Source organism: Gardnerella sp. DNF01151 (genome assembly GCF_049244235.1).
GTDB classification, from domain to species: Bacteria; Actinomycetota; Actinomycetes; order Actinomycetales; family Bifidobacteriaceae; genus Bifidobacterium; species Bifidobacterium swidsinskii.
In genome coordinates, this window is the sequence record NZ_CP058389.1 from 1554819 (window position 1) to 1567790 (window position 12972).

A 12972-nucleotide genomic window follows, 5' to 3' on the forward strand; every position below is an offset into this window, starting at 1 on the left:
TACCATTTACAACAATTTCAATTTAGAACGTATCAATGCTCCGCATGCGCCAGTTATTGTGCATAAGCCGACGCTCGCACCTGAAGCTGCAACCGCAACCCACTTAGTCGAGGAACCATCACCTTTTGTATCATCTGAATCATCTTCATACGCTTCATCAGATTCTTCGTTGTATTGCCTTGCACCTTGCAAAGCATGACGTTCAGTATTCTTAACAAAATCAGAGTTATTGACAGAACTATTTTTAGACTTATTGCCAGAATTATTATCTGTTCTTACGAAATTACGAATAGTCTGTCCACTTTTCTTAGAGCTCTTGTTCTTAGTATGAGTTCCGCCAGAAGTTCGTCGCGATGAATTATGTAACGATGTTCCGCTTGAATTTTCTGTTCTTGTAAAAGAACTAGAACCAGAACTAGCACCACTTTGCGTATTATTTTTAGAATTATTCTTACGATTAGTGCGGTTAGTCTTATTGCGATTCTTCTTTGTGCGCTTGAATTTTCTGTTGGATTTCTTAAAGAAATTAGATTCGAATTGGAATCCACCATTAGAACTAGATCCAAATAGTCCCGAATTTGCAGTGCCGCCGAATACACCTTTCAAAAAGTTCTTTCCACCAACAAAATGCTTAGTCTTATTTTTGCGCTTATTACGATGCTTCTCATGGTGCTTTTTCCCGTGAGGGTTCTCATCATCTTCAGAATCAGAACCACTTTGATCATCATCGCCATCATGGTTATGAGAGTGAGGAACACCTTTCATCTCAATAACATAATCGCAAAACTCATCAAACATTTTATTACGGTAAAGTTCACCGTTCTTTAAAACTAAGGAAGGACGAATCGTTGCACCTTGCATTGACGCATCAAGTTTTAGCTCCAACTTGCTGTTCACGGCACCAGGAATGCGCTTAAATTCGCTTTCTCCTTCCTTTTTTATCAACCAAACATAATCTTTAACAATGGAAGTTACTGGACTTGTCGGATCGTCAATTGGCGTACCGGTAACACCGTCGGTTGCAACATGAGGGTTAAGCAATACTGTTTTCGCGTGTAAAGTATCCCCTGGTTTGAAACGCTTATAAGGAGCAATTGCTTTTACTACAGGATGTCCGTCAGCACCGTGATCTTCAACGGCGATGGTTGCAGACGCAGTATCTTTGCCAACTTGCGTTTCACCTTCAGTTGCGTGAGCATACACTTTCATCTTGTTCATTGCAGGCTCAGCTGGAAGCTGCAATCTCTCAGCAAAAAGAGTGGTTCCATACGCGTCAGGACCTTCGTCAGCACGCACATATCTCCACTCAATACGAGCACCCTTTGGTTTGTTAACTACTTTTAAGTCTAAACCGCCATAACCTTCGTATGAATGATAATGTGGATGAGGTCCGGAATCACGAATATTGCCGATGCGCATATCTCCGCCATCGTCTTCATCTGTGTCTTTATGATCTTTGGAAGCTTCGTGCGCTTCTTCATCATCGTCAGGATTAATAAAATCACCGCGACGGTGCAAATCAAGCGTTTCTGTAATGCCAGAAGCAGGTACTTCGCCCGAATATGTATCTTCTACTTCAAAAGTGTATTCTGCAGGTTCGGTTGTGATCTGCTTTTTAGTGTTTTTATTTGTAATAGTTGCTGCCACTTTTAGTTTGTAAATGCCAGGTTGAGTAAATCCCCAGTTTGCATGCACGTGGCCAGCCGTATGTTGGTGAATTACGCCAGGTAACATAAATCGACTGCCATCAGTATCAGGTTCGTCGTCTAAATCATTCTCTTCAAATGATAATTTCTTCGAATTTTTTCCAATGCCATCGGTAGTCCAAAGCAGAATGCGCCCGTTCATTGGTCCAGTAACTTGCTGAATTGCAATATCTGCTGTTGCATCATCTGCGTGAGATGCGCCAACTAAAGATGCAGCATAACCTGTGTCCCAACCCGGGAAAAGAGGGTTTCCTTTTTGATTTCCGGAACTATCGAGATAGTAGTATTCAGTAGCGAGAGCAGGAAGTTGCGATTTTGTAGTGTACGTGCTTTTAGCTACGCGCAAAGTAGTGTTTTCAGGCTTTAAGAAAGTAGCAGCGTCTTTTTCGACGGCCATAATGAATTTACCATTGTATTGAATTGGGTAAAACACGTCTGTATGGCCATGACTTAGCACTTCCTTTTTTGTAGGATTGTATTTTTCGCCAGGATTACTATTTTCTAATGCAACTGCCGGTAAAGCTGCACTAAATCCTGATGCAAGCACCGCAAACGCAAGCACCACAACGCCGCACATCGCGAACGCGCGTTTTACCATATTCTTAATGACCTGAGTCATATTACTGTTTCGCTCTCTACACTTCATCTTCTCTATTTCGCCTATTCGCGCTCTTCTTTCACGAATGACTATTGAAGATATCTTTACAACGTCTATCAATAATAATAATGATTCTCATTAATAGTCAAGTCGACACTCCGATTAAACAAAAACGCTGGCAGTTTAGAGCAACCAGCGTCGATTATTTAATGATTGATTATTTAATAATTATTTATATTTTTAGCTAAGATCTTAGCCTTCTACAATATCCGCATTAAGGCAAGTCTTAAAGTGGCGCAAAGCCCATTCGTGACCTTGCGGATCAAAGCTTGCGACTGCATCTTTGTGAACTACGATTTTGAAGCCAAGATTATACGCATCAACAGCAGTGTGAAGCACGCAAATATCCGTGCAAACACCCACCAAGTGCAACTCCTCAATATGACGTTCGCGCAGCTTAATCAGCAAATCCGTGCCATTAAACGACGAGTAGCGAGTTTTATGAATGTAATACACATTGCTTTTATCTTTATTTTCCTCGTAAAAATCACCAAGCGCGCCGTACAGCTTCTGACCGTGAGTTCCGGCGATATTGTGAGGTGGGAAAAGTTTAGTTTCAGGATGATACGGATCGTTCAAATGATGCGTATCAATCGCAAAAACCACGAACTCTCCAGCGTCAAGAAATTCCTGCGAAATCTCAGTAATACACTTCTCAAGCTTTTGCGCAGGCTCACCTACAGTCAGAGAGCCATCGCTTGCCACAAAATCATTCGTATAATCAATGTTAATAAGGGCTTTATTCATACCTACTCCTTGTATGAAATTTACAGAATAATCGCAAATAGCATTACTGCTAACAGCATTATTGCAAATAGCTCTACTGCAATAGCATAATCGCTTTAGTTACAATATTCCGCATTCTTAATTGCTTGATTTTATTTCAATTGATAGCCCAATTATCAACTCAATTGCTGGCCCAATTGCAATCGGCGCAATACCTTAATATTCAAAGAATACTCAAAGCTCACTTGCTTCTGCACCGACTATCATCATTTAATCACTACCTTGCGGCAAATGATGCTACAAAACGTTTGCCGGGGATTTTTCGTTACTGGTGCAGTACGGTTTCTGCGCGCATGTCTCTGTTGTCTGTTTTTAACTACATTTGCCGTAAGTTTTCCTCGCGTTTGCGCGGCGACCTGCTTGAGCGCAGCATTGCGCGCGCGAAAGCAATTCGGAGCGTGAGCTTGCTCAGACGGAAAGTCCAGTGGACTTTCCGTGCAAGCTCAGCAGTGAGCGCTTATAGCGTGAGCGTTGTCCAGAGTTTGGAGGATTACAAAAACAGTAGTATACGAAAATAAAAAAAGCGGGGAGTGAAAACTCCCCGCTAGAAAAATAATGCGGCAGCGTGCTAGTCTCCCACACCCTATCGAGTGCAGTACCCTCGCCGTGTCAGGCCTTAGCTTCCGGGTTCGGAATGGGACCGGGCGTCTCACCTGAGCCATGACCACCGCAAAACTAGATTATACACTCACGAGCTGTGAGTGGCAACACGTGGCGGTTTGGGAACCGGACATGAACGCGAATAAAAACTCTCTTACCAACTGATCGTTAAGCAAAACATTCAGTACTCATTAACGCTAGAAGAATAATACTCATAAGGAACTCACCCTCCCCACTAGTAAAAGTGAGGAAGAATGTCACCATCGCCCGTTAGTACTAGTCAGCTCCACCCCTTACAGGGCTTCCACATCTAGCCTATCAACCACGTGTTCTACATGGGGGCTCACACACTAAAGTGCAAGGAATGCTTATCTTGGAGCAGGCTTCCCGCTTAGATGCTTTCAGCGGTTATCCCTTCCGAACGTAGCTAACCGGCAGCGCCACTGGCGTGACGACCGGCATACCAGAGGTTCGTCCACCCAGGTCCTCTCGTACTATGGGCAGGTCTCCTCAACATTCCAACGAGCGCAGAGGATAGAGACCAAACTGTCTCACGACGTTCTGAACCCAGCTCGCGTGCCGCTTTAATCGGCGAACAGCCGAACCCTTGGGACCTGCTCCAGCCCCAGGATGCGACGAGCCGACATCGAGGTGCCAAACCATCCCGTCGATATGGACTCTTGGGAATGATCAGCCTGTTATCCCCGGGGTACCTTTTATCCGTTGAGCGATGCCACGTCCGTACGCCGGCACCGGATCACTATCTCCGACTTTCGTCCCTGCTCGACCCGTCAGTCTCACAGTCAAGCCCGCTTGTGCGATTACACTCAACACCCGATTGCCAACCGGGCTGAGCGGACCATTGAGCGCCTCCGTTACTCTTTAGGAGGCAACCGCCCCAGTTAAACTACCCGCCAGGCACTGTCCCTGACACGGATAACGTGTCGAGGTTAGACGCCAGATATGGAAAGAGCGGTATTTCACCTGTCGACTCCACGCAAGCTAGCGCCCACGCTTCACAGCCTCCCGCCTATGCTACACGATCCACACCTAACGACAATACCAAGGTATAGTAAAGGTCCCGGGGTCTTTTCGTCCTTCTGCGCTTAACGAGCATCTTTACTCGTACTGCAATTTCGCCGGGCTCCTGGCCGAGACAGTGGGGAAGTCGTTACGCCATTCGTGCAGGTCGGAACTTACCCGACAAGGAATTTCGCTACCTTAGGATGGTTATAGTTACCACCGCCGTTTACCGGGGCTTAAATTCACCGCTTCACCGAAGCTAACGGATCCTCTTAACCTTCCGGCACCGGGCAGGCGTCAGAGCGTATACAGCGGCTTACGCCTTCGCACGCTCCTGTGTTTTTGGTAAACAGTCGCTACCCCCTAGCTTGTGCCACCCCCAACAGCTCCGCTTGTAAAAAACATCACCATCAGGGGTCTCCCTTATGCCGAAGGCACGGGAGTAATTTGCCGAGTTCCTTGGCCAGGATTCGCCCGATCGCTTCGGTATACTCTACCAGACCACCAGTGTCGGTTTAGGGTACGAGCGGAATCACACCTCACGTTGAAGCTTTTCTTGGCAAGCAGGATCACCGGAATCAGCCTTACAGCCTACCCATCACGCCTCAGCTTTAACATCCCCCGGATTTACCTAGGAGACAGCCCACACGCTTAGCCACGGAAAACCACCTCCGCAGCCGGCTACCTACCCGCGTCACTCCCACGCTAACCTACTACCGATACAGTCCCAACACAAACCAGCCAACAACCCCGAAAGGCAATCAACCAGCAAATGAAGGTTAGTACTCTCAGATTCAGTTCGAACGGTGTAACACCGGTACGGGAATATCAACCCGTTCATCCATTCGACTACGCCTGTCGGCCTCGCCTTAGGACTCGACTCACCCGGGGACGACGAACGTGGCCCCGGAACCCTTAGTCATTCAGCGGACGGGATTCACACCCGTCTCTCGCTACTCATGTCTGCATTCTCACTCCTGTAAAGTCCACGACAAGTTCACACTGCCGCTTCACCCCATACAGGACGCTCTCCTACCCCGCATGAAACAAATCATGCAGCCGCGTCTTCGGTGGCGTGCTTAAGCCCCGCTACATTGTCGGCGCGGAACCACTAGACCAGTGAGCTGTTACGCACTCTTTCAAGGATGGCTGCTTCTGAGCCAACCTCCTGGCTGTCTATGCGACTCCACATCCTTTCCCACTTAGCACGCGCTTCGGGACCTTAGACGACGATCAGGGCTGTTTCCCTTTTGACGACGGAGCTTATCCCCCGCCGACTCACTGCCGTGATAAACCTAACAGGTATTCGGAGTTTGGCTGCTATTGGTACCCGGTATGGGCCCGCAAGCATCCAGTAGCTCTACCCCCTGTAAGCAATAACACGACGCTGCACCTAAATGCATTTCGGAGAGAACCAGCTATCACGGAATTTGATTGGCCTTTCACCCCTAACCCCAAGTCATCCCCCCAGTTTTCAACCTAGGTGGGTTCGGTCCTCCACACGGTCTTACCCGCGCTTCAACCTGCTCAGGGCTAGATCATCCCGCTTCGGGTCCAGGACATGCGACTCAAACGCCTTTTAAAACTCGCTTTCGCTACGGCTCCCCCACCCGGGTTAGCCTCGCCACATACCACTGACTCGCAGACTCATTTTTCGATAGGCACGCCGTCACCCCACAAAGAAGGCTCCGACGGATTGTAAGCGCACGGTTTCAGGAACTATTTCACTCCCCTCCCGGGGTGCTTTTCACCTTTCCCTCACGGTACTAGTACACTATCGGTCAGACAGGAATACTTAGGCTTACCCAACGGTCTGGGCAGATTCACGCGGGATTCCACGAGTCCCGCGCTACTTGGGAATAAACATAAAGAGACATCGCACGACAAGCTACGGGGCCATCACCCTCTACGGCTGGGAATTCAATCCCATTCACCTAGCACGACATTTTATCACTCTCCTCAACCCCGTCAGAGGCTGAACAGTCCATCCCACGACCCCGAATGCGCAACACCTGACGGCTATCACACGCACCCGGTTTAGCCTGATCCGCTTTCGCTCGCCACTACTCACGGAGTATCCTTTCCTGCAGGTACTGAGATGTTTCACTTCCCTGCGTACCCCCCACAAAAACTGTGGTGACCACTCATAACAGTGGCCGGGTCTCCCCATTCGGAAATCCTCGGATCAAAGCCCACTCGGCAGCTCCCCGAGGCATATCGCAGCCCGTCACGTCCTTCATCGGTCCTGTCTACCAAGGCATCCACCATACGCCCTTACCAGTGACAAACACTAAAGTAAGAACCCATCAGCAAAATTCTCTAGACAAAAAATCATCACACTAAACGATCACAAAACGATCAAGCGACTCCAACAAAAGGAGCCGGTTGAAATTGATAAAAGCAAAAAAATCGAAACAAAAAAGTTTCGTATTTTACTCGCGTCCACTATCCAGTTCTCAAACCACCACAACACCACAAAACCCAAGCCAAACACTCAAAAGCATCAACCTGAAATCCTGTGAGTCAAGGACCGCAACCCCAAACAAAAAAGGGGGGTGGCAATCCGGGAACCCAAAAGCATGCCCAACAAACTCATCAAAAACGTTAACTATTGTTTTCCACACCAGTAACCACACTCAAACCGAGCGTGCACAAAAACTCCGTAGAAAGGAGGTGATCCAGCCGCACCTTCCGGTACGGCTACCTTGTTACGACTTAGTCCCAATCACGAGCCTCACCTTAGACGGCTCCATCCCAAAAGGGTTAGGCCACCGGCTTCGGGTGCTGCCCACTTTCATGACTTGACGGGCGGTGTGTACAAGGCCCGGGAACGCATTCACCGCGACGTTGCTGATTCGCGATTACTAGCGACTCCGCCTTCACGTAGTCGAGTTGCAGACTACGATCCGAACTGAGACCGGTTTTAAGGGATCCGCTCCATGTCACCATGTCGCATCCCGTTGTACCGGCCATTGTAGCATGCGTGAAGCCCTGGACGTAAGGGGCATGATGATCTGACGTCATCCCCACCTTCCTCCGAGTTAACCCCGGCGGTCCCCCGTGAGTTCCCGGCATAACCCGCTGGCAACACAGGGCGAGGGTTGCGCTCGTTGCGGGACTTAACCCAACATCTCACGACACGAGCTGACGACGACCATGCACCACCTGTGAACCTGCCCCGAAGGGAAACCACATCTCTGCAGTCGACAGGCACATGTCAAGCCCAGGTAAGGTTCTTCGCGTTGCATCGAATTAATCCGCATGCTCCGCCGCTTGTGCGGGCCCCCGTCAATTTCTTTGAGTTTTAGCCTTGCGGCCGTACTCCCCAGGCGGGACGCTTAACGCGTTAGCTCCGACACGGAACCCGTGGAATGGGCCCCACATCCAGCGTCCACCGTTTACGGCGTGGACTACCAGGGTATCTAATCCTGTTCGCTCCCCACGCTTTCGCTTCTCAGCGTCAGTAACAGCCCAGAGACCTGCCTTCGCCATTGGTGTTCTTCCCGATATCTACACATTCCACCGTTACACCGGGAATTCCAGTCTCCCCTACTGCACTCTAGCCCGCCCGTACCCGGCGCAGACCCACCGTTAAGCGATGGGCTTTCACACCAGACGCGACGAACCGCCTACAAGCTCTTTACGCCCAATAATTCCGGATAACGCTTGCGCCCTACGTATTACCGCGGCTGCTGGCACGTAGTTAGCCGGCGCTTATTCGAAAGGTACACTCACCCGAAAGCTTGCTCCCAATCAAAAGCGGTTTACAACCCGAAGGCCTTCATCCCGCACGCGGCGTCGCTGCGTCAGGGTTTCCCCCATTGCGCAATATTCCCCACTGCTGCCTCCCGTAGGAGTCTGGGCCGTATCTCAGTCCCAATGTGGCCGTCCGCCCTCTCAGGCCGGCTACCCGTCGAAGCCTAGGTGGGCCATTACCCCGCCTACAAGCTGATAGGACGCGACCCCATCCCATGCCACTAAACACTTTCCCAACAAGACATGCGTCAAGTTGGAGCATCCAGCATTACCACCCGTTTCCAAGAGCTATTCTGGAGCATGGGGCAGGTTGGTCACGCATTACTCACCCGTTCGCCACTCTCACCAACCAGCAAGCTGGTCAGATCCCGTTCGACTTGCATGTGTTAAGCACGCCGCCAGCGTTCATCCTGAGCCAGAATCGAACCCTCCACGAAAAACTTCAATGAAGAGCCAACAAAAGGCTCCAATATTAAAAAGAAAAAGACGAGACATTCTTTAAGGAAAGAACATCCCAACAAAAAACCTCACCACCATTTAACCATCTCTCAGGCACCCTGCAATCTGCAAGGCAGGCAATGAACTGGCAATAATTAACTAATAAGTAGTACAGACACGCTCTTGAGTTCTCAAACCACCACCACACCAGCCGGCCCATCAACCTCAACCGAGGAGAACCAGCCGCGCTGAGCAGCAAGAGATAAACTTACACCAACCCACGCTAAAACGCAAACCCACCAAAAACAAACACCCCAAAACCATTGAAAACAAGCCAAAACACCGGCGTGTCGAAAACCACGAAAAAACACCAAAAAAGCATGCTATCTGATATTGAATCTATAAAAACTTTTTAAAAAATAATAGATTTCTTAAAAAATACACAAAAATAGGATAAAAATACGCAAAAAATCAATAACGCTCACGCATCAACACGCATATTAAAGATTTCTGCCAGACCTGCAATATCTGGCTCACCATATTTCGCAACCAATTGCATCCAACGATTAGCATTGTCTTCACCAAATCGCGCAGCCTTGCGACGATAAGAATCGACTGTCAAAAAACGAGGAGGTATCGATTTGCTGTTATATTTATCCGCAACCATAACAATTTCTTGCTCAACTGTTTGCGGAATATAGTCTTCAGCAGGAAGAGACAAATTTTGCGCAATAACTTGCTCTCGAGTTAAGCCAACTCCAGTATGATTGCGCGCAAATTGCGCAGCATCCTCACTAAAACCATTATCAATTAAATATTTATATCCACGCAAACCATGCAAAATATAATTCGGTCCATCAAAGCGTAATATGCCACCAGCGTTGCTACTGCCATCACTTTCAAGCACAAAATACGTGCCAATATCGTGCAACAATCCACCTATTAAAGCTGCGTATTCATCAATATACTGTTTTGGAGCTAAGCCACCACTAAGCGCAGGTAATATTGCATAACTATCTCCGACAAGCTCCTGAAGGCAATTTTTTGCTATTTCAGCACGCTTACGCAAAGTTTCACTCATTTGAGCAGCACGATTTTCAGCGGACAAAAGCATATTGCAATGATGAGCAATTTGCCAAGCAATTGTTGAGATTACAACACAATGACCGTGAATAAGCTCATAAGCAGCAGAAGATGGTGCAGTTGCACTATGCAATTTCTCTACTTCACCAAAATCAGGTAAATCAGCGAGTTTTATCGAGTTGCAATTAAGTATACTTTCTGCACCATTTTCCATTTTAAGGCTCTTCCTTAAGATTCTTACTTAAGATTATTTTTTGCACTCTTTTCAGTTGCTGCACTCTTTTCAGATTTCACACTATTCGCATCATTGGCACGAGCAGCATCCTCCACAGCCTGCACAACAGCATGCGTTACATTCGCTGCATCGATATTTGCCCCATCTTTATTAAGCTTCTCCACGCTAACTTTTTTTGTCTCTTTAATTGGAACTGGGCTAATTTTCCCAGTATTGGCAAGTTTTTCGTTAGCAAACATCACATTAGCAGCAGCAATATCTCGTGCGTTCATAACAGCAGTCTGCTCAGCATCAGTAGGTCTGATATCTTTCACAACGTGAATATTAGTTTCAAGCGCTGAGGCACCTTGCAAAGATTGAACTGCTCGCTGAGAACAGTCTTCACGCTTCAAACGCGGAGGTCTGCGAGTAGAAATAAACAACGGCTGCACTTCAACAACCGGATTGTAAGGAGCCAAACCAAACCATTTAACAGGCGTACCAGCAACATGTCTAATTGCATATTTCATCTTTAAAGATAACGCTCCACGCACAGAAATATTAGATTCCGGCATCAACGCTTTGTGCAACAGAACATATCGAATTGGTCCAATATCTGGATCTGCATCAACCTTCGGATACACGGATTTTTGCTGAGGAAGTTCGCCCGTGTGCGACAAGTCATGCATAATTTGGTGAAGATACGCTGGTATAGAAGGCGACACTTTAAATCCGAGTTTAATTTTTACGCGGAATAAGTAGTCCGTACCGAAATTCTCTACACAATACTCACGAGTAAACGGAGCGTCATCTGTTTCTACAGAAACAGCCCACCAAGCTCTAGCACGCTTTGGATGGTCGGCAAAAATAGAGAAGAAGATTCCAGTATCGAGACGCTTCATTTCACAATCGGAAGTCAAATACACAATATTGTCAGCGAAATACGGAATACGGAAATCTCCGTGCAACTTATCTAGCACAGGTAGGAAATCTTTCGGTTTCATGTGCAAACGTTGCGAACGCTCAATTTTAGTTCCATCTTTCCAAGTGACCATAATGATCAAAATTGAAACACCGAGCAGCATAGTAAACCAGCCACCGTGCATGAATTTCGCCATGGAAGCCACAAAGAACATCATCTCAATCATGAGGAATACGATTGCAAATATGAAGGCACCAAATCGCTTCTTCTGATACCACATGTGCACTGTAAGCAAAATAGTCGTAGCAAGCATAGTTAGAGTTAAAGCTAAACCGTATGCGCCAGAGATATGTTCAGAATCGCGGAATACTGCAAGAACCGTAATAGTGGCAACACACAGCACAACATTCACAACTGGAATATACAGCTGTCCACGAGTTCTAGCAGGATATCGCACTTGCAAATGTGGCATCCAATTTAGGCTTGTTGCCTCAGAAACCATTGTGTATGCGCCTGTAATCAGCGCTTGAGAAGCAATAATGCCAGCAGTAACCGAAAGAATAACGGCAACATATCGCACATTCGGTTCAAGCATTTGGAAGAACGGGTTCAAACCTTCTATTGACCATAATGCTTTATCGTTTTGATTTTTCAACATCCAAGCGCCTTGCCCAAAGTAATTCAGCAGCAAAGCAATTTTAATAAACGGCCAGGTTGCGTACACATTGCCTCTACCAACATGACCCATATCAGAATATAACGCTTCAGCACCGGTAGTAGAAAGGAAGATCACACCCATAACCGCTAATCCCTGCACATTATGCGTGCTAAACAGGAATTTTATGCCATAAATCGGGTTAAGTGCTTCAAAAATAGTCCAATCTTGGCCAATGTTCATGACACCAACCAGCGCAAGGAAAGCAAACCAAAGCATCACAACAATGCCAAATACTTTGCCAATTCGCTCGGTTCCGCGTTGCTGTACAGAGAAAAGTATGACGATTATAATAACCGTAATCATCATCGACAAATTCTCATTTTCTAAGAATATTGGCTTAAACACTGCAATAGTGCGCAAACCTTCAACTGCTGAAGAGATGGAAACTGCAGGAGTCAGCACAGAATCTGCCAAAAACGCGGCTCCACCAATCATTGCCGGTATTGCAAGCCACGCGCCTTTTTTACGTAGAAGCGAATATAAAGCAAAAATGCCGCCTTCGCCTTTGTTGTCTGTTCTCATTGCAACAAATACGTATTTTACGGTTGTAATTAATGTGATTGACCAGAACAGTAGCGAAAGCATTCCGTAGATAGTCGCGCGATTTATGTTTTGTAAGCCGCCTTGACCTGCTAAAAATGTTTGCGCAGTATAAAGCGGAGAAGTACCAATATCGCCATAGACAACGCCAAGAGCAACAATTGCCATTCCCAATGTAAAACGATCGGAACTGGTTTGCAATTTTGCCCACCATCTACCTAACGGACCTCGTACTGCACTAGCAACAAGCTTTTCTGCTTCTTTTACCTCTTGCGCTTGCTGCTGAGCTATTACTTTGCGCTCTTCGCGTGTTGTCGTTTTTTTTGACACCTGAGGAGCCTTAGTAAACGAGGCAGCTCGCAATATAGCATCCTTAGTACCTTTTAAGGATTTAGTGCTTTTCTCGGAATCTTTCGCGCCGTTGCGAGGATCCTTTGTACTATCGTTTGATGGTACAGTAGTGCGTGACTTAGTCATGCTTAATTGTTCCTCCATATATGAGGTTTCTTCTTGATGCCAACAAGAAGT

At 47.1% G+C, this 12972-nt stretch carries 5 protein-coding genes and 3 rRNA genes; all 8 read right to left on the reverse strand.

Annotated elements, in window-relative coordinates; all coding sequences use genetic code 11:
- Positions 1-6 precede the first annotated feature (6 nt).
- Positions 7-2325 (reverse strand): choice-of-anchor M domain-containing protein, encoded by a 2319-nt coding sequence (locus tag HXT37_RS06340; RefSeq protein ID WP_248893542.1) that lies wholly within the window; start codon positions 2323-2325, stop codon positions 7-9.
- 231 nt (positions 2326-2556) lie between these two features.
- A complete protein-coding gene (locus HXT37_RS06345) occupies positions 2557-3111 on the reverse strand; it encodes a cysteine hydrolase family protein (RefSeq protein ID WP_248893544.1) in 555 nt (184 codons plus the stop codon).
- Positions 3112-3705: 594 nt separating this feature from the next.
- A 5S ribosomal RNA gene (gene rrf, locus HXT37_RS06350) occupies positions 3706-3822 on the reverse strand.
- A 179-nt stretch (positions 3823-4001) separates the two neighbouring features.
- Positions 4002-7061: ribosomal RNA gene (locus HXT37_RS06355) — 23S ribosomal RNA — on the reverse strand.
- A gap of 378 nt (positions 7062-7439) precedes the next feature.
- Positions 7440-8966, reverse strand: a 16S ribosomal RNA gene (locus tag HXT37_RS06360).
- Together the 16S, 23S and 5S rRNA genes form the textbook arrangement of a ribosomal RNA operon.
- 192 nt (positions 8967-9158) lie before the next feature.
- Positions 9159-9305, reverse strand: coding sequence for a hypothetical protein (locus HXT37_RS06365; protein ID WP_162720529.1), 147 nt, complete (start codon positions 9303-9305; stop codon positions 9159-9161).
- Positions 9306-9448: 143 nt separating this feature from the next.
- Positions 9449-10264 (reverse strand): HD domain-containing protein, encoded by an 816-nt coding sequence (locus HXT37_RS06370; RefSeq protein ID WP_004107986.1) that lies wholly within the window; start codon positions 10262-10264, stop codon positions 9449-9451.
- Between the two features lie 23 nt (positions 10265-10287).
- Complete coding sequence (locus HXT37_RS06375; protein WP_415685023.1) at positions 10288-12921, reverse strand: KUP/HAK/KT family potassium transporter; 2634 nt, start codon at positions 12919-12921, stop codon at positions 10288-10290.
- Between the last annotated feature and the right edge of the window lie 51 nt (positions 12922-12972).

Coding starts and splice junctions, on each gene's coding strand:
- HXT37_RS06340 (WP_248893542.1), bottom strand. CDS start 2,325: ATGACTCAGGTCATTAAGAATATGGTAAAACGCGCGTTCGCGATGTGC.
- HXT37_RS06345 (WP_248893544.1), bottom strand. CDS start 3,111: ATGAATAAAGCCCTTATTAACATTGATTATACGAATGATTTTGTGGCA.
- HXT37_RS06370 (WP_004107986.1), bottom strand. CDS start 10,264: ATGGAAAATGGTGCAGAAAGTATACTTAATTGCAACTCGATAAAACTC.
- HXT37_RS06375 (WP_415685023.1), bottom strand. CDS start 12,921: ATGACTAAGTCACGCACTACTGTACCATCAAACGATAGTACAAAGGAT.